The sequence below is a fragment of the Devosia equisanguinis genome (genome assembly GCF_900631955.1).
GTDB lineage: Bacteria > Pseudomonadota > Alphaproteobacteria > Rhizobiales > Devosiaceae > Devosia > Devosia equisanguinis.
In genome coordinates, this window is sequence record NZ_UZWD01000004.1 from 35,096 (window position 1) to 52,513 (window position 17,418).

Consider the following 17,418-nt stretch of genomic DNA (forward strand, 5'->3'; position numbering starts at 1 on the left):
CCATTGCTTCGACTTAGGCGGACCGACTGCTTTTGGGGAATCGGAGTTGCGGTCTGAACGGCAGATATGGGGCGCACTTCAGCCGGTCCGCAAATTCCACGAGCCGCAGATGGGTCGACGTTTCTTTATATGCCAGTTCGGCCCGCCCGTCACATGGTGCCCAACACGCCGATGAGGCGTTCAAATCAGCCTTGCTACCCGGGGCCAATACACCCCGTTACCTCCTCGTTTGGTGACGAAAGATCATGGTCTGATAACACTTTTCTAGACTTCCATTGATGTGTTTCCAGATTGCAATCTTTTTCACAAAGTTCGATGTGGCATGGGCAACCTTAGGTGCTTGCCCGATCCGTCTTCGCGTCTGTCAGGCGCTGAGCGAGCTGCGCAAGTTTTTCGTCGACACCCTTCATCGCCTCGGAAAGTTGGCTCTGCACCATGGAGTCCCGCTCGGTCAGCTGTGCGGATAGTTTTTCGATTTTCCGCTCCCTGACAGCTAGCTGCCCTTCGGCGGCCGACAGGGCCTTGTTCGAACGCTCAAGGTCATTGCCGAGTTCGGCAACTCGCTCTTCCAGCGCAGCGTTGGCCGCTCCTAGCGCCTCAACCTCGGCCTCGAGGTCACCAAGCATCCGGTGCAGGCGCGCAATCTGATCGCGGGTTCGCGCCGCTTCAGCTTTACTGCCCTCTGCAAAGATCTGCGCGATGACCGGCCGGACCAGATCGAGGATGCCAGCCGGAAGGTCGGTCACCGGCTGCTGCGGCTCCTGACGCAACGTTTTCATGTGCTTCAAGACTGTCGGTTTCGAGCCACCGCCGATGGCGGCAATGACGGCGTCTGCCGTGGCGCGTTGGTGGTCAAGATGGAGCTGGGCCACGGCGGCACGGACTTTTTCGAGGCTAGCGATTTCTGCGTTCATCATGAGCTCCTGATGTTTAGGGGTTTAGCATAGTATGGTTTAGAACCGTACTGTAATGCGGGGTGACGTTGTTGCTGTACCGCGACTATGCTCGGACCGGCTGGATTCAATGGAGGGTCTCTCCGCGTTGCGGGCCGAGCCGGTAGTATCGGCTGATTGTGCGTGCCCAGCCCTCGCGGACATCGGCTGCCAGCACCACGGAAGTGCTGCACGGACCGTCCGCGAGCTTTGGATGTCCCCGAACCTGTCCGACCAAGAACATGACACCCGTCGCGGTCCAGCGTGGCTCCCAGTCCGTCAACAGCGGCGCATTGGACAGATCGTCTGCACTGGGTGAGTGCCCATTGGACAGCTTCTCCCAGTCCTTCAAGGCTCTCTTCAGCGTTTTTGCGGAGACCCTTTTCATGACCAGGCCGCCTTGGCGTGTTCACGGCAACGCACGCTCCACCAGCCGAGATCCTTACGCACATACCCCTGCGCACCGCACATTTCGCAGAGGTGGCCGGAGATGTGTTCAGCCGCCGAGATGATTTCGTCGCCAAGGTCCGGCAGGTCGCCATACCAATAGAAGCGCAGCGTGCCGAACTTCTCTTTGATCTGGCTTGGTGCCCATTCTCTGGTGGATGCGATCTCATGGAGCCAAGAAAAGGTGGCGTCCAAAAGATCGGTCCAACCAGGACCGCATTCAAAGCCAACCACTGCCGTGGCGTGCTTTCGGTGAAGGGCTTGCAGGTCTCGATCCTCCGGCGGCCACCCCTTGGGATCAAAGGGCGCCGACCGGTTCCACCGCAGGCGCTGCATACGCACAATTAGCTCCACCAGCGTTTCGCGGAGGAAGGGCGGATGAGGGGAAAAGCCCGATCCGCCGATGGCATTGACGGGCCGCCCTGGCGCGATATGGGCAGTCAAAGTGTCAGGGGAGGCCCCTACGACGGCCAGGGACACCAGAGCGGGATCCTCGGCGAGACAGGCTTCGATCAAAGCCCTGGTTTCGGCGGCGATGCTCATGATGAGGCCTCCGCCAGAGACGGGGTCCCGTCATGGTCGGATGGCAGATCGGGCAGAGTGGTTTCGGGTGCATCGAGGATTTCGTGGAGACGCTCACCGGTAATGACCCGTTCGTCGATCAGGACGTCGACCAGGCGGGCAATGTCATTCTGGCGGCGGATGACGATTTCCGTGGCCCGCTTGAGAAAGCGGTTGAGTTCGATGTCGATGACCACGGCCAGCGGAACACCATTCTTGAAGTCCCGATAGTCGGTGTTCTTCGCTGTCCGCAGTGAACCATAGAGACCGAAGTCCAACATGGCCGCGCGCAACAGGGAGTTGACGCTTTCAAGGTCTGCCGCGGCCCCGGCATGGCCTCCAGAGCCCAAAGCCTCGTCGGCAGCTCGACCGCCCAGCATCATTGTGCCGGTGCGCTCAATCTGTTCTCGGGTGAGAAGACCGGTGTCGCCATCACCGGTGGTCACATAGCCGCCAATGGCGCCCATGCTCAGGATAGACACTTCCTGGACAGGCAGCCCCAGTTCAATCGCAACCACAGCGTGACCGGCCTCATGCAGGGCTACAGCACGGTCCTTGTGCGGCGATCGGCCATCGGGCGGCGCGACCAGGTCCAAAACGTCGCGCAGGACCAGAGGGCGCCCCGCTTTTTGGGCCTGTGCCAGGGCAGTTTCGCACCAGCTCTTGATGCGCGCCGGACTGGCACCAATCGCCAGCCGTGCCAGCTGGACCACTGCGGATGTCGGCAGCCTGTCCCCAAGGAAACAAGCAAACAATCGCTGACGATCCATGGCATCTGGCAAGAGGACCGGCACCCGCCGCTCCAGCCGGCCGGGACGGATGAGCGCACCATCCAGCTTTTCAAAGTGATTTGTCGCGCCGAGCAGCAGGATGGGTTTTCCCGCATGCCGAAGCTTGTCGATCTCTGTGAGAACGAAAGTGACGACGGGCGTCCACCACTGGCTATCCTTTTCATCCATGGCAGCGCGATTGGGCAGACTATCGATTTCGTCGATCAGACCGACGACCGGCGTGGTGGAAAGCGCGATCTCGTCAAAAAACCGTCGGGCCGCGCGAATGACATCACCCAGATGTCCGCCGGAACTGGCAAACCATTCGCCGACGGATGTCCGCACAAAAGTCCAATCAGCTGAGCCGGCCAGAGCTTGGGCCAATGTGGTCTTGCCCGTGCCGGGCGGACCTTCGAGACAGGCATGGACGAGGCTCGTTGACTTGAGCTTTCCCTCTTCCACCTTTTCCATGAGCTCCAGCGTCTCGAAGGCCCAGCTGGCAACCGAGCGCGTCATGGCCAGGTCCCCAAGGGTTACTGTCGGGCCGGCGCCCACGTCCTTTCGCAGAACCTTGGAAGCCCGACGCAGATTGAATACGCATTCTCGAGCCGAGAGCAGAGGGCGGATCGCCGTGACAAAATTTTTGACGCCCAGACCTTCGATATCGGCACGGTGTAGGCCCCGTACCGACTGGCCCGTCACGGCCTGGATAGTCTGCCGGACAACGGCCAGGTTCGGCGGTGGGACAGTGATGATGACATCCGCACCAACCAAAGCCTCAGGCACCAGCACGCGCTCTGGATCCGGGGAGATCAGGATGACCGTGCGCCCCCATTGCAGTTTTGCCAACTCGTGCCGGCCATTAAGGTCCTGCGATTTCCCCGGGCGCGGCAGCTCGCAATAGGCTTCGACGACCACGTTCCCATCCTGGGACGCGATGTAAGTGTCGAGCAATCGCGCGGTGGCCTCATCCTTGGTCTTGATGATGATGAGCTTCGCCGCAGCCTTGAACAGCCGGCGCAGCTTGGGCGTAAGAGCCCCGTCGAGCAGGAGCCGGCCCAAAGCCTCACCGGGACGCTCAAGTTCCCGTGGTGCTGTGGCGGGCTCGATGCCACCGGTGTTGCCGGTAGTGTCCTTGCGGGACTTCCGGTTGAGAGCGGAAAGAGACATGTGCGTTCTCCATCGGCTGCGGCCGAAGCCGCGCCTTGAACAGAAAATGGGAAAAGGGTTTGGGGTCGGGTGGCGGACGCGCGCTAAAGAGCGAGTGCGTCCATCTCACAGTCGTCCGGATTTATGGGCTGCCAGCAGGCCAGGCCGAAGCCTTTGCTGCCCGAGACGAAGTGGCCCACAGCGCTGCCGGAGGAAAAGACAACGTCGCGCATCAGGACATAGCAGCTGCCATCCTCGGCCAGCTCCAACAATCCTGAATGCAGCCATGCCGCGCGCTGGAAGGACGCATTGGCAGATGCGGATTTTACCGTGTCGATGCGCACGTCGCTGCCGCGCAGCAGCAACCAGGTCCCGTCGTCACGCTCTGCCGCCAATGCCGTCAGACCGCGATAGTTGAGTTCCATCACCCGGCCTTCGGGAATGGAATCGAAGGGACGCGGGGCTCCGAGGCGATCGGGTTCCGCGCGGGGACCAGCCAGCCGCTGGCGCACCGAACCCTCAAGGAACATGATGCCGGCCTGGCGCAGGGCCAGAACCACCTGCGCGGTGAACTGAACCAGCTGATCGTAGCGTTCGACGCTGATCGGGGCGCCGTCGGGCTGCTTGTTGACCACGCTGAAGCCGGCATCGTCCGACACATAGGCCCAAAGAATGCGCTCGAGGGCGAGCCCGTCTTCTTCACTCAAACTATTGTTCGCGTCAGTGATCACCAAGATGGTGTCAGGCAAAGCATCCATCTGTTTGCCCATGGCGATGCGGAACCCGACGTCGCCGCCAAAGCCAACATATGCTTCTGCGCCGCAGAGCTGGATATAGACACCAGGCTGCTGCAGGCCAGGGGCATATTTGAAGGCAGCACGATGCCTGCCGGCCCCACGAAGGATCCGCGGCTGCAGAGTCGACGAGGGCACCTGCACAAGGTCTGGCGGCAGCTCAGCGTCGGCATTGCCCACAAAGTCGGTCCACTGCGCAGTTGCGAGCTTGTCCTCCAGGCTTTCGCTCGAAGGCACCGGTGAAGGAGCCGCGTCAACCGGGACAGGGTCATCGGATTGGTCGGACGGCAGCCGTCGTGCCAATACCGTGTGGGCATCGACGATGCCTTCCGACAGCACCGCCAGGGCGCCGGCAGCGACCAGGGCGAAGATGGCGCTGACAGGATCGTCATGTCCGGGAAGCTCGGCAACAATGTCGCCGATACACGCCGAGCCGGTCGCATCGACCACGGACAGGATCTGCACCTGGACACTGGGCGTCAGCGTCGGGTGGCTGATCAGCCCGGGATGCGAAAGATCGGCACCGCCCGATGCGGGCAGATCAGATGTTGCGGATAGGGGGTTGCGTGCAGCCGTGCGGCCGCTAGAAGTGGCAATAGCCTTCATCTTACTGTACCTCAGTTTGATGTCGGTCAGGTCGGCAGGGTGTTGCAAGCGCCCTGTCGGCCGCCTCAAAAATAGAAGCGGTTCCAACCGTTTCGACGCCGGGATTGGCATCGTCTGAAAAGGCTGCGGGATCCATTTTCGCTTGGCAATCCCCATTCTGCGCCAGCGTGAATCGTGGTTAATTTTTGGTTTCGGGCCGCCGAACGCGTGGGGTGGAGAATAGATTAAGCGGTAGAAGGGGCGCTATTTTTTGGCTTTGCTCCGGTTCAAATCGATCAGCACCGCTCAGCGCTTGGTCAGCCTCTCCATACCTTTAGGTCTCTGCCACTGGGCATCGTCTCGTCCCGTCATCGGCCCAGTTGCTACTTACCAACCTCATGAACGCTGGCGGCGCGCCGCGGAAAATCCTCAGGTCGATCGGGTCGTCGCGCTCATTCCGGAACATTCGGCTTTGGGTGGCGAGCTGGTATTTGCCGTGCGGCGTCAGGAAGACCACAATCTCACCTTTGCCGGCATAACTGAGGTAGATGTGTTCAGCCGAGGTCGTGCACCACTTTGTGCCCAGGCCCCAGAACCGGGCTGCCGCAAAACCCTTCAGCCGCACCACTATCCACTTGCCATCGCGGTAGAGAAATTCGGATTGGCGATAGGCTTCTGCTTTAAGGCTTTCGCGTTCCCTGCGCCGGTGCGTTTCGGCAATGCGGGTTGGAATGATTGACCTCAGGTCATCCACTGTTCGGTACTGACCGATATCACGCCGCTCAACGGGCAGCCGGTCTTTGAGGTCATGGAATCGAGCAAGCGCCCGCCGGACGTCTTCCAACTGCATGAGGTCCACGCTCGTCCGAAAGCCTCTTTGGTCCCAGAGCCGGCGGCGCCATCGGGAAAGCCAGCCGTGGTAGAGGCCCTCGGAGGGGTCGAACTGGCAGATCAGCGGAAAGACACGTTTTTCGCGTCCGACCGACAGATACGGGTCCAGGTTTTCCCGGCCCGCGCGGACCCAGGTCGCCTGCAGATGGTCGATCAGAACAAAATCGGCGCGGTTGAGATTCGTAGGCATGCCGCATGGTGACTGCCGGTGGTTCCGAGGTGCCACCACCCGGATTGTGGATCCCCAGGATCACGCGCTTGACGTGGCTTTAGGAGAGGTTGCAGACCAGACTTTGCTCGGTGGAGGAACAACAGCGGAGGACAAAGGCCGAAAGCCTGGCCCACTACTGTGCGGATGATCAATGGCAATGAGTCGGGATTGTTCGCAAAAGGATCCTGAAATACAAGTGTGGAGACTTTTGAGTTGCGGACGGGCTGAACGCGCCCCATTCCGGCCGTTCAGACCAAGTTGCCGAGTTCCCGAAACCAGCCGTTTCGCGTCTTCTGTTCTAAGGCGAAGGCCGGTGGCCAGTGGAAGGTCGGTTTCGGTCGGGTTATTTACAAGCGCAGGCAGTAGAGGACCATAAGATTCGAGGCCGGAACCTTACAGCCGGCTATGGGACGCCAGATGCCGATGCATCACACCTTGGGGGACGCGTGACTGACGAACTACTTGCCGGCACACCCGAGGCGGCCGCGAAACTATGTTCCGTTATGACAACTCCCGCTCGGAACCAACGCGCTCCTACCTTCACCTTGCAACGTGTCTGAACGATTCCTAAGATTTCGGCTGAGCATGCGGCAACCCGCGAAATGGGCCTGTAGTCAGAACCGGAGCCACTGCAGACACAAATGGATAGTCAAGAGCTTAGCAAGTATGGCCATGTATTCCGTCCCGGCCTGTTTCGGCGCAGACAGGCGTTCTGGCTCAACGGTGATATCCTGCACTGGCGCAAAGGAACTAGCAGGGGACACATCGCCCTGACAGGGGTTGTGGACCTAACTTTGGTTCAAAAGGACTTCGGCAACACCTGCAGACTGATCGATCTCAACGGACGCCGCCACCATATTTCCGAAAGGCATTGGTTCGGTTGGGATGTGGACGAGCGCCATCGCTTTGGTACCAGCGAACTTCGAAGCGTCACCTTTAACTCGCTTGTCTCAGCTATTAAGCGCCGGTCATTCAAGAAGACAGCGGCCCGCTAAAGGCATTTGTAACACTCGGCGGCCAACGTAAGCGGCTCGGTGGCATCAAATACGTTCGACGGTGCTAATGCCGAACTCACCGATGTCGCCAACGTCGGCCCCGCTTGAGCCGGAATACAGTTGCCGGACGAATGGCAGGTTCGGGCGCTTCGCTGCCCACCCGAATGATGGACTTTGGGGGTCGGCACCTGCCAATCGGCAACGCGCCTCCATCCAGCCATAGAGGCTGGTCGCACAACTTTCCGGAAGCAGCCACAGTGCATGAGCAAGTGACCTTTCCACCTCCAGCGGGGCCGACAAGCCTGGACCGATCGAGGGCGCTGTGGTGAGCGCCGCCTATTAGCCAACTTTGCGCGCAGTGAACGGCGTGACTGTCTTGCACTGCATTCCGGCGATGACGGATGCGGCGGCGGCGTCGAGACCGGGAATGTTGAGGTCGTACTCAAACACAGTGCTGCCGCTGATCTGGGTGGAGCTGTCGATCTGCATGGTGTGAATGACGCTGGCGCCCGAAGACCCGCCATTGGCGGACATGCGCTCGTCGACCACGACACCGCGCCAGGTCCGCAGCCCTGTCTTGTTCCAGCGCACCATGCCTGCCGATTCCATGAACAGCTTGTCGGGATGGAACTCGCTGCCCCATTGGATCATCCTGGTCTGGCCGGACATGCCCCCGGTCGGTACCTGTCCGCTGACCATTTTGCACTGCGAAGTATCCGTCGCGCCGACGCTGATTTGCCAACGCCCGTCCTCCAGCCCGGAATTACTGGCGACGGCCAGTGGACACGAGCCATCTCCACCATATTTGCGGTCCACTTGGGCCGGTGTCAGATCCTGCCAACTGAACCCGTCATCGTCCTCGACGAGGATCATGTCGATTGCGCCCTCGCGGGTTGGAATCTTAAGCGTCGCCTCGACTTCCTCGATCGTTACCGAGCTGACCTTGCAGGTGCAGCCGGAAGACCCACAGATCGCCAACTGGACATATTGCGCCTGGGCAGACGCGACCTGCATTAAGAGCCCTGCGGCAAGGCCGAATGCCAGGACACCGCGTCTCGTGAAATTGTGCATGTGCTGGCTCCTCAATTGGACAATAGCTGGCGGAACGCTTCGGGCGTGGTGTTGCTGAGATCGATGGGATACACGGCGCCGCTCCGCTCGGGCTGAGCGGTCGATATCTGTGCGCCGGGCGGGGTCACGCTCAGCGTGTCGAGGATCATTTCGAAGACCACATCGAGCATCATGTCCTGGCCCCGCATATAGCAAAGCTGGCTGGTGCCGACTGGCTCGCAGCGGCCATTGGATTCGACCCATTGGCGGGGGGTGAGCTCGATCGTGTTGATCGTGCCAAAGCTTTCCCAGAAGAAGCTGGCGGTTGGCAGATCGCTACCGGCTCCGCCCGCTGTCTCGTAGAAATAGGGCTGGCTCACCGCCATCGGTCTGCGCAAAGAGGAGTATGGTACGCACTCGCTCCGGCGCACCAAGGCCTCACTCATCTACAAGGCAACCGGCAATCTCCGCGCCGTGCAAATCCTTCTTGGCCATACCAAGATCGAGAACACGGTCCGCTACCTGGGCGTCGATGTTGAGGACGCACTGGAACTGGCGGAGCACACAGTAGTCTGACGATCAGCGGTCCCACCGCAGGTGAGGCCGCACGAGAGGACACCGAGGGAACATCTTGGTTCGATCGCCGGAACCGGCCGGTCAGCAATCACACGATCGCGCCCTGTCCAGGAGTACATCCGGATCATCGTCGATGCGCCCCATTTTGGTCGGCGGTGCGGGACTACAAAGCTCCGCAAAGGTTTCATCAGGGCATGCTTGTCACCTGACTTACGAGCGTTCGGTAGGCCAGCAGACCCCGCGCGATCTTGGGGTCCTCTGCTCCATCGACGTGACGCCCGCTGTGGTCGGCATACCGCTCGATATCGCTTTCCCGACAAGTGCCGGTCTGAACCTCATGGACCTGTATTTGAGATGGCCCGAGGCTCGCGAGGGCATGTAGCGTCCCGGCAGGAACGTCTATGTCCGGCGTCAGCACTGACGCCAGCACCATCTTGGCCTTGTTGCCCGAATGGATCGAAGACTACTGTGAGGTCCACCCGCACTCCGGGCTCAAGTTCCGTTCACCACGCGAGTTCCTGCGCCTCAGTGCCTAAACCCAACCGCCGCCTGTCCGGTGAAAAGGGGTCCACTCCAGCGATCTCAAGGTGCCCCGGTAGTCCGTTTGTCACTAGTACTGTTTGGCTTCGGGCTCAATGAACAACGCGGGGCACGTACCTGTGCCTTATCGGCTATGCCGGCTGTCCGGTCAAAATGGGGTGCACTCCACACGCCAACGAACGATTTCGACGCAACCACATCCTAAGATGACGCTTCCGCAGTAAAGATCGACGAAAACGGCAAGCTGGCCGCGCCGATGGCTTCTGGCATTGGGCTTATGGTGCTGGAGAAGATCGGCAAGGATGGCGATCGCGCGCGTAGTCCTGCGCACACCTTTTGGCAGAGCTCGACTGGGATGAAGGAAGCGAAGACGGCACCCTCTAACTGAACGAACTGGGCGACGGCCTGCACAGCTGTCGTAATCTCGTCGACTATGTCCGCCTGCCAAGTCGATTCCACATCTCCAAGATCGGGCCAGCCCTCGTGGCTCCATATCGTGTCAGTGGAGAGGCCCTTGCCAGCTAGTGCACGCTCCAGTGCGGCGACGCCCACATCGAAATTGACCGGCGAGTTGCCCTTGTGAATGCGGTGATTGAGGACAAGTCGACCGTGCAGACGCTCTCCAAGGTAGAAGTACATGTAGTCCGATAGCTGCTTGGTGGCACCGAACATGCTCTCACCACTCGCTGCTGCCGCTATATCATTCTGCACAAAGACGGGCACGTCTATCTGTACCTCTATTTCAGCCTGGAGAGCTTTGAAAAAATCGTCTTCTGCTGCTTCCGAGCGCTGATCGTGGGGTAGGGCAAGGCCAACCCCAGCCAGACGTGGTCTAGCATTCTCGGGTACGATCTCCACGGCCCGACGTATCGTGTCCAAGAATTCCGAATGGTTTCCATCCCGCTTGTCCGGATTTGAAAGCCGCTCGTGAAAGCGGGTCTTCCCACCAAGATCCACAAGGACCACCTCGGTCCGCTTTGGCCCGACGCTTACTCCGATCGAAAACGCGCCCTCTGGGTTCAACGCGAGGGGCACGGTGGGCGGACCGACCCGGCCTTTTTGGGCTGCACCCTTAGAAACAAGCCCTTCCTGCTCTAAAGAGCGAACCAACACCGAAATTGTCTGCGCCGACAATCCCGTACGCTCACCCATTTCTACACGAGTGATTGCGTCTTTCTGCAGCAGCAAGGACAGCACCAGACGCTCATTGTAGCTGCGCACGCTCCCCGAATTGAGGCCCGTGGCGCGATCCGCGATACGCAGCGGATTGGGCGGTGCGAAGCGCATGTCAGGCATGGAAGGAAAACTCTCTCATGGTTAGTTCGACACCCCGCAGTTGCCAGCTGTTCACTTCCATCCGATTGCCTCAACTTCTCTGGCAAGCGCCGTTCCGAGCGCTTCATGCGCCACTTCATCGATGTGGAAGCCGTCCCTTGGGTCGCAGCTACAGACCGATCCGGCATCAAAGAAGTGAACTTCAAGAGAATCGGCAACGATCTCGAACTGAAGGGCAAGCTCGTGCGACTTCGCCTGCGCACCCTTAAAAATCTGCTCCCACTGCTTGATATCGTCGCGCATAGGGGGAGGAGAGACTACCATGATCTCGGGCTGTTTACCCTCGGGGCCAGGTGAGAGCTCTCTGATGTCATGGATGAGACACCCGATACCCATCGCAACCTCGGACGCTGGCTGACTGAACCGTGCTTTCAGATCGTTCGTCCCGAGCATCAGGATGATCAGATCAAGAGGCGCATGGCTCATAAGGCATGGCCTGAGATAGGTTCGGCCGTTTTTGAGGGCGCCTTCTATCGGATCATCACGGACTGTGGTTCTGCCACTTAGCCCTTCTTCGATCACATGCCAGGAGGGGCCAAGCTCCCGCGCCAGAACGCCACCCCACCTTTGCGGGAAGGGGTAGCGGCTCGTGGGTAAGCCACCAGGAACTTGGCCATGCGTATTCGAGTCACCGAAGCACAGGACGGTGTGCATGTTTCCTCCCTAGGTTGTGTGCGCTCGCTGCCCAAAGATGCCACTAGCCACTGCTCTCGAACAAGCCGAGAATTGGTCATTCACTCTGAATAACTATTGACGCATGTGGTTGCTCGTGTTCTTTATCGGCTGTGGGGGAGGTCCCGTGACATCGCTATTCATCGCCCAATCACCAGCAAATTGGTGGCCGGCGAAGCCTTGCTCGGACTTACCCCAGGCATTGTGCCGAAACGTCGGCGGGTTGCGACCGTATCGGGCGGAGCAACTGGAGGACATGCCCGATGGAGGAGAACATGATGAAACTGCATAATGCGGCGTCGCTCTGCGCATTGATGATCGCTGCCGGTCTCTCGTTTCCGGCACTGGCTCAGGACGTCGAGCTCATGAAGGGCGTGACGCCCGCCGAAGGCGACAACCCGCTCACCGAGGCTGGTGCTTTCCAAAAGGACTGCGGCTGGACTATTGGCATGAGCTACTTCGGCGTCAATGCGAATACCTGGACCGTCCAGGTGGCCCATGAAGCCGAGGCGGCAGCTGACGCAAACGACTGTATTGAAAAGTTCATTCAGCTCGATGCTGGACTGGACCAGAAGAAGCAAGTTGCGGATATCGAGGACCTGATCGCACAAGGCGTCGATGCCATTATCGTCCAGCCAGTAACGTCCACATCAGCCGATGCTTCCATTGAGAAGGCCGTCGCCGCTGGCATTCCGGTGGTGTTACACACCGGCCGAATTGAGACTGACGCTTTCACCACTGAAATTCAGGGTGGTGCCGAGCACTTCGGCAAGGTCATGGGCGACTGGCTCGTTGACACCGTCGGCAACGATGGCAGGATTTGGGTCCTTCGCGGATTGGCCGGCCACCCGGAAGATACGAACCGCTACAATGGTCTTGTTCAGGCCCTCGAAGGCACGAATGTTCAGATCATCGCCGAAGACCATGGTGACTGGCAGTACGACAAGGCCAAGAGCCTCTGCGAGACCCTCTATCTAAGCAATCCTGACGTGGATGGCATCTGGTCTTCTGGTGCCGATATGACCCGTGCTTGCGTTGACGTCTTCAAGCAGTTTGGCGCGGAGATTCCACCTATTAGCGGGGAAGGCAACAATGGCTATTTCGGCCAGTGGATCGCCGACGGATTCCAGTCGATCTCGCCTGAATATGGTCCCAATCAGGGTGCCGCAGGCGTCCGGGCTGCTGTCGCGCTGCTTGAAGGCAAGCAGCTCTACAAGAGCTACAATTACAATCCGCCGGGGCTGGATCTCGAAGCCGCCAAGCAGCTTTACCGCGATGATCTGTCGGCCAACGTTTGGTGGCCCTCCGAGCTGACAGAAGAGCAGCTGCAGGAATTCTACGGGAAATGATTTCTAGCGCCGGCCGGGGCGAACCTTCGGCCGGCGTACTCTAGGGAGGCGGCTATGGCGCTCGTGGAGATGTCAGACATCCTCAAGTCGTTCGGTGGGACCATTGCGGTGGACCGAGTGTCGTTGAAGCTTGAGGCGGGTTCGGTTCACGCTCTTATGGGCGAAAACGGTGCCGGCAAGTCGACGCTGATGAAGATCCTCGCCGGCGTGTATCGTCAGGACCTGGGCGAGATCCGCAAGGATGGCGCAAAGGTGTTTTTCTACAATCCGCGTGAGGCGCTGGCGTCGGGTATTTCGACCGTCTTCCAAGAGATGTCGCTACTGCCCAACCTGACCATTGCTGAGAATATGTTCCTGGGTCGCGAACCGATCAAACGCTTCGGCAGCATCGACTACGGCAAGATGAACAAGGCGACTGCGGATGCGCTGAGAGCTCTGTCGCTGGACCTGGATCCGGAAACGCTCGTGTCCAATCTCTCGATCGCTCAAAGGCAGTTCGTTGAGATCGCGCACGGTATAGAAGCGGACGCATCCGTATTCATCCTAGACGAGCCCACTGCCGCGCTGAATGCCGCCGATGTCGAAGTGCTCAACAAGCACATTCGTCGCCTCAAGGAACAAGGGAAGGCGATCGTCTACATTTCCCACCGCATGGAGGAAATCTTCGCCATTTGCGATACCGTAACGGTACTCAAAGATGGCCGTCTAGTGGGCACTCGCCAGATCTCCGAGATGACCCCTAAGTCGTTGATCGCGATGATGGTTGGCCGGGAACTGCAGGACCTTTTTCCTCCGCGCGGCACCCAGTCGGGTACGCCCGTCCTCGAGCTCGATCAGTTGCGCCTTACCCCCACAAGCAGACCGATTGATCTCACCGTAAGGAAAGGCGAGATCGTCGGATTGGCCGGGCTTGAGGGGCAAGGTCAGCAGCAAATTCTCCGGGCGTTGATTGGGCAATATCGGCCTCATGGAGGCAGGGCCTCAGTTAACGGCACGGACCTTCCGCTGCCGGTGCCGCAGCAATCCGGAGTGCGGAAGCTGCAGGCACTTAAGGTCGGCTTCGTACCAGAGGATCGAAAAGGCGAAGGCCTCTTTCTAGGACTGTCGATAGCTCACAACATCGCCATACGACTTCATGCGAACGGAAGCGAACTCTCCGGGGCGAAGAGTCATCGTGATGAAATCGCCTATGCTGTGTCCAGCATGTCGATTAAGGCAGCGGGGATGGGCACCGGTGTCGGAAAGCTTTCAGGCGGTAACCAGCAGAAGGTTCTGCTCGGCAGGTACCTGGCGGCGGATACCGATCTACTTCTAATTGAGGAGCCGACCAGAGGCGTCGACGTGGGCGCAAAATCTGAAATCTACGGCCTGCTTCGCAAGTTTGCAGACAACGGGGGAGCAGTCTTGGTGCTCTCCCGAGAAACGCTCGAACTGATCGGACTTTGCGACCGCCTCTATGTCGTCCACGGTTTCACTATCGTGGCCGAGATGAGGGGAGAGACGGCGACAGAACACGACATCCTTGATGCGGCGCTGTCCGCCTCCGCGGCATAGGTGACTAACATGAAGACTACGGTCAACCGCTTTTGGATCGGTGCCCAGAGCCGTCAGGGCCTGTGGCTACTGCCGCTCCTGATCGTTGCCGCGATGGTTCTGACGTTGACAGTTGGAACCAGTCAATTCCTTCGGCCAGAGAACCTGTTCAACCTTGTCGCGCAGGCTATGCCGCTGATGATAACAGCCATTGGTCAGCTGTTTGTGGTGCTCGTCGGAGGTCTCGATCTCTCGGTGGGATCGGTGATCAGCTTCACTACCGCGGTTCTTGCGATCGGCGGGCCGGGCTATCTTCTTATCCCTAGCGCAATTGCTTTGGCGGCCCTCGTCGGAGCCACGAACGGGCTTGTTATTACCCGCTTCAATGTCCATCCGATCATCGCCACCTTGGGCATGCAATACGTCCTGCTCGGCGTAACGCGCATTCTGCGCCCAACGTCGGGCGGTACAGTCCCCGAAATCGTCATCAGCTCTGTGTCCGGCAACATCCTCGGCATCCCGATGCCCATCTTTTGGGGCGCTGCCGTGATCTTCATCGCCTGGAAGCTTCTATATGGGTCTCGGTTTGGACTTCATCTGTTCGCTATTGGCGGTGGAAGCGCTGCAGGCAGCGAGGATGCGGCGCGTAATTTCGGGCTCGCGGTGAAGCGCAACATTGTGTTGGCCTATGTCGCCTCGTCCTGCTTCGCCGCCCTTGCTGGCATCTTCCTGGCCGGCCGCATTGTTTCCGGTGATCCCAATGTTGGGCTTCTTTTTGAGCTGGATGCAATCACCGCGGTGGCGATTGGCGGCACCCAGCTCTCAGGCGGAGTCGGGAGCCTGCATGGTACCGTCATTGGCGCATTAGTTCTGGCACTCCTCGCCAACGGCATGAACCTTCTCAACATTTCGCCCTTCATCCAGACCGCGATCAAGGGAGCCATTCTCCTCTTGGTCGTCGGTACACAGACCCGCAAGCGGACGGGGCTGTAAACATGATCGACAGCATATTGAACTCCCTGGGTAAGAACCAGTCGCGTCGCGGTTGGGCCGAACGCCTAATGCGGATTCCTCCAGCCTACATCGTCTTTGTTGTCCTTCTGGCCGTCCTCTGGTTCACCAGGCCGAACATGTTCAACCTGAACGTGATGGGCGTATTCTTCCGACAAGTTGCTCCCCTCGGCGTTGTGGTCCTGGGGCAGATGCTAGTCATGCGCGTCAAGAGCATCGACCTTTCTTCCGGCGGCGTCATTCTGCTCATCAACTACTTCATTTCCTCGGGGACGTTTCCTGACGCGCATCCGGCATTCTTCGTTGCTTTGGCGCTGGCTACGGGGACCGCAGTTGGGTTCTTCAACGGCTTCATGGTCGCCAAGCGGCGCGTATCGGCTGTCATTGTCACACTAGCGGTCAGCATCGTCCTTGTGGGCCTCGTTCAGTATCTCTCAAGCGGCAAGCCCCCCGGCGATGTGCCCGAATATTTCAACCATCTGTTCAATACGAGTTTTGGTCCGGTGCCAGCACCAGTACTCTTCTGGGCCGTGCTGACGGCGATCATGGCCGGTTTCATGTCCCTAACTGTTTTCGGTCGCTTTGTAACGTCCGTGGGGGAAAGCCCGGAAGCCGCCCACTTCTCTGGCGTGCCCGTCGAACGGACGGTGATGCTCGCGCATACCCTGGCTGGCTTTATCGCGGGGATCGCCGCGCTTGTTCAAACTGCTTCGATCGCCGTGGGCAGCGTGCGCGTTGGCCTAGATCTGCCCATTCTGGCCGTCGCCGCCACCATCCTGGGTGGAGTCGTGTTTGGACGGGGGGAGGGTGGAGTATGGGGGCCGTTTTTCGGTGTGCTGTCTTTCGCCCTGCTCTTCGTCGTGATGACGACGCTGGGCGTCGGCGATCCCGGCCGGCTCATCGCACAGGGCTTAATCATCATGCTTGCAGCCATTTTCTATGGCGTCGCTGCAAAACGCACCAACTGAAGAGTATGAGGAGGCATCTATGTCAGAAACGAAGTCCATTTTGTGCTTTGGCGATTCCCTTACCTGGGGCTGGATACCTGTCGACGAAGGCTCGCCGACGGTGAGGTATCCGTTCGCACAGCGATGGACTGGCGCAATGGCAACCGCGCTTGGCCAGGGCTATCAGATCATCGAAGAGGGCCTGAGCGCCCGCACGACATCTGCCGACGATCCGAACGACAACCGGTTGAACGGCAGTCAGTATCTTCCAGCGGCCTTGGCGAGCCATCTGCCGCTCGATCTGGTCATCATCCTGCTCGGCACCAACGATACCAAGCCGTTCTTTAATCGAACCCCTTACGACATCGCCTATGGCATGGCCAAGTTGGTCGGGCAGGTGCTGACAAGTGCAGGCGGCGTCGGCACACCTTATCCTGCACCGAAATGCCTTGTCATTGCTCCACCGCCGTTGACACCCATGCCCCATCCTTACTTTGAAGGCATGTTCGGCGGCGCCCATGCCAAGTCCAAGGAACTAGGCAAGGAATATGCAGCCATGGCCGACTTCATGAAGGTCGATTTCCTAGACGCTGGAACGGTCATCACCACAGACGGCTGCGACGGCATTCATTTCACGGCCCAAAACAATCTCGACCTCGGTCGCGCTGTTGCTGACAAGGTCAAGGAGATCCTCATTCGCGAACAACGCGTAGCCGCTAGAGCGGTCTCCTGACAAATTATGCAAGTACGTCCCGCGACCGCGCCATGCGACCGTAGGACCACGAGGAGACACTAATATGCCATTTCCACGTTTGCGTGGATAACTGCTCCATTCCGGCGGGATTTTTCACCTAATCTCCCATCGGCCCGTCGGGATGGTTCATAGGTTTTCCAGGATTGGCCGAAGGGTCTTCTTGCCAGAATCATGCGAAAAGCATGGGGGTCCGTCGACTTCATCGGTGAAGTCGAATGCTATTCGGTGCCGCGAGTTGACGCATGCGATGCTCGAACGACTGCACGTAGCCGGCTTGATCTCCGAAAATGCCGAGAAAGACCAGCTTCGATACCTC

Annotated in this window: 16 protein-coding genes and 1 pseudogene; 7 read left to right on the top strand and 10 right to left on the bottom strand. The window is 59.3% G+C overall.

The window, feature by feature from the left end:
• Window positions 1–332 precede the first annotated feature (332 nt).
• The 6 genes from DEVEQU_RS00230 to DEVEQU_RS00250 all read right to left on the bottom strand — a co-directional run bounded on the left by DEVEQU_RS00230 (window position 333) and on the right by DEVEQU_RS00250 (window position 6,319).
• Window positions 333–914 carry a DNA-binding protein gene (locus DEVEQU_RS00230; RefSeq protein ID WP_164550179.1) on the bottom strand — a complete coding sequence of 194 codons (582 nt, stop codon included), beginning with the start codon at window positions 912–914 and terminating at the stop codon, window positions 333–335.
• A gap of 106 nt (window positions 915–1,020) precedes the next feature.
• Window positions 1,021–1,320, bottom strand: a complete 300-nt coding sequence (locus DEVEQU_RS20285; RefSeq protein WP_386849572.1) for a DUF6634 family protein — start codon at window positions 1,318–1,320, stop codon at window positions 1,021–1,023.
• A complete protein-coding gene (locus DEVEQU_RS00235; RefSeq protein WP_126148559.1) occupies window positions 1,317–1,922 on the bottom strand; it encodes a hypothetical protein in 606 nt (201 codons plus the stop codon). The genes DEVEQU_RS20285 and DEVEQU_RS00235 overlap by 4 nt, the downstream gene beginning before the upstream one ends.
• Window positions 1,919–3,880 (bottom strand): AAA family ATPase, encoded by a 1,962-nt coding sequence (locus DEVEQU_RS00240; protein ID WP_126148560.1) that lies wholly within the window; start codon window positions 3,878–3,880, stop codon window positions 1,919–1,921. Before DEVEQU_RS00240 ends, DEVEQU_RS00235 begins: the two co-directional genes overlap by 4 nt.
• Before the next feature lie 83 nt (window positions 3,881–3,963).
• Complete coding sequence (locus tag DEVEQU_RS00245) at window positions 3,964–5,415, bottom strand: DUF4357 domain-containing protein (protein ID WP_126148561.1); 1,452 nt, start codon at window positions 5,413–5,415, stop codon at window positions 3,964–3,966.
• A gap of 157 nt (window positions 5,416–5,572) precedes the next feature.
• Window positions 5,573–6,319 carry a hypothetical protein gene (locus DEVEQU_RS00250; RefSeq protein WP_126148562.1) on the bottom strand — a complete coding sequence of 249 codons (747 nt, stop codon included), beginning with the start codon at window positions 6,317–6,319 and terminating at the stop codon, window positions 5,573–5,575.
• Between the two features lie 662 nt (window positions 6,320–6,981).
• Between DEVEQU_RS00250 and DEVEQU_RS00255 the strand changes: the two genes are divergently transcribed.
• A complete protein-coding gene (locus DEVEQU_RS00255; protein ID WP_126148563.1) occupies window positions 6,982–7,335 on the top strand; it encodes a hypothetical protein in 354 nt (117 codons plus the stop codon).
• A gap of 339 nt (window positions 7,336–7,674) precedes the next feature.
• Here the strand turns inward: DEVEQU_RS00255 and DEVEQU_RS00260 are convergent, their stop codons facing one another.
• Window positions 7,675–8,406 (bottom strand): hypothetical protein, encoded by a 732-nt coding sequence (locus DEVEQU_RS00260; RefSeq protein WP_126148564.1) that lies wholly within the window; start codon window positions 8,404–8,406, stop codon window positions 7,675–7,677.
• 11 nt (window positions 8,407–8,417) lie between these two features.
• Window positions 8,418–8,765 carry a hypothetical protein gene (locus DEVEQU_RS00265; RefSeq protein ID WP_126148565.1) on the bottom strand — a complete coding sequence of 116 codons (348 nt, stop codon included), beginning with the start codon at window positions 8,763–8,765 and terminating at the stop codon, window positions 8,418–8,420.
• Here DEVEQU_RS00265 and DEVEQU_RS00270 point away from each other — a divergent pair.
• Window positions 8,758–8,961, top strand: a pseudogene (locus DEVEQU_RS00270) (tyrosine-type recombinase/integrase); the annotation flags it as partial. The gene DEVEQU_RS00265 and the pseudogene DEVEQU_RS00270 sit on opposite strands and share 8 nt — an antisense overlap.
• 741 nt (window positions 8,962–9,702) lie before the next feature.
• On the opposite strand, the gene DEVEQU_RS00275 reads toward DEVEQU_RS00270, so the two are convergent.
• Window positions 9,703–10,797, bottom strand: coding sequence for an ROK family transcriptional regulator (locus DEVEQU_RS00275; RefSeq protein ID WP_223214053.1), 1,095 nt, complete (start codon window positions 10,795–10,797; stop codon window positions 9,703–9,705).
• Between the two features lie 51 nt (window positions 10,798–10,848).
• Window positions 10,849–11,490, bottom strand: a complete 642-nt coding sequence (locus DEVEQU_RS00280; RefSeq protein ID WP_126148566.1) for an SGNH/GDSL hydrolase family protein — start codon at window positions 11,488–11,490, stop codon at window positions 10,849–10,851.
• 332 nt (window positions 11,491–11,822) lie between these two features.
• Between DEVEQU_RS00280 and DEVEQU_RS00285 the strand changes: the two genes are divergently transcribed.
• Genes DEVEQU_RS00285 through DEVEQU_RS00305 form a run of 5 tightly spaced genes read left to right on the top strand, consistent with a single transcriptional unit; the run spans window position 11,823 to window position 17,081 of the window.
• The gene (locus tag DEVEQU_RS00285) at window positions 11,823–12,857 is read left to right on the top strand and encodes a substrate-binding domain-containing protein (RefSeq protein WP_329601434.1); all 1,035 of its coding nucleotides are present in this window, start codon (window positions 11,823–11,825) and stop codon (window positions 12,855–12,857) included.
• A 54-nt stretch (window positions 12,858–12,911) separates the two neighbouring features.
• Window positions 12,912–14,411: a sugar ABC transporter ATP-binding protein gene (locus tag DEVEQU_RS00290; protein ID WP_126148567.1), complete on the top strand. Its 1,500-nt coding sequence runs from the start codon at window positions 12,912–12,914 to the stop codon at window positions 14,409–14,411.
• The gene (locus tag DEVEQU_RS00295; RefSeq protein ID WP_386849573.1) at window positions 14,412–15,383 is read left to right on the top strand and encodes an ABC transporter permease; all 972 of its coding nucleotides are present in this window, start codon (window positions 14,412–14,414) and stop codon (window positions 15,381–15,383) included. It begins immediately after the preceding gene.
• Window positions 15,384–15,388: 5 nt separating this feature from the next.
• Entirely contained in the window at window positions 15,389–16,369 is a 981-nt protein-coding gene (locus DEVEQU_RS00300; RefSeq protein ID WP_386849574.1) for an ABC transporter permease, read from the top strand.
• A 19-nt stretch (window positions 16,370–16,388) separates the two neighbouring features.
• Entirely contained in the window at window positions 16,389–17,081 is a 693-nt protein-coding gene (locus DEVEQU_RS00305) for an SGNH/GDSL hydrolase family protein (RefSeq protein ID WP_126148570.1), read from the top strand.
• Window positions 17,082–17,418: the final 337 nt, after the last annotated feature.